The following is a 743-nucleotide window of genomic DNA, read 5'->3' as shown; positions in this document are numbered from 1 at the left end:
ATCGCCATTTTATCGCGATGCCGGATCTGCGCGCCTTCGCCAATGCCGGTTTCCCCTTCAGCCGGTTGGCCGACTTGTCGCAAACCGTGACGCTGATTGATAAAGCGCCCCCTGCGGAACAGGTCAGCGCGCTGCTGAATGCCATCGGTAATATCGGTGCGCAAACCGGCTATCCGGCGTTGGCGCTGCAACTGACCGACGACCCGGCGCAGCTCAGCCAGGTGGACAAAGATATTCTGTTGATCGGCTCACTGCCAGAATCGCTGCGCGACGAAGCCAAGGTCGGGTTGCTGACTGAAACCACCAAGAGTTGGGTCAAGATGCCGGTACGCCAAACCACGCTGCCGGATGAAGGCTCACCCAAAACCGACGGCAGACCGGACAGCAGAACCGACATTCGCGCCGAAACCGCCATGGCCACGATTATCGGCACGCAGTCCCCCTATTTTGCCCAGCGCAGCCTCGTCGCGTTACTGGCAGACAGCCCGCAGGGCTACACGCTGCTCAACAATGCCCTGATCGACAGTACCAAACGCGCCACGGTTTTCGGCTCGGCGGCCGTCATCCGCGATTCGGGCGTCAGCAGCTTGCGCGTAGGGGATATGTACTACGTGGGCCACCTTCCGTGGTGGGAACGCGTCTGGCACGCACTGGCGCTGCATCCGCTCTGGCTGGCTGGCATGTCCACCCTGGTCACGATCATTTTCGCCTGGCTGCTGTGGCGGGGCCTGAAAGTGCTCAGT

General features: G+C 61.5%; 1 protein-coding gene. It reads left to right on the top strand.

Annotation, left to right across the window (positions count from 1 at the left end):
• Positions 1-743: cellulose biosynthesis cyclic di-GMP-binding regulatory protein BcsB (locus tag J5224_RS32450; RefSeq protein WP_264629050.1), on the top strand; the 743-nt coding region annotated here is incomplete at both ends.

The organism is Candidatus Symbiopectobacterium sp. NZEC135, from assembly GCF_025962695.1.
This window is presented reverse-complemented; position numbering and strand designations above follow the sequence as displayed.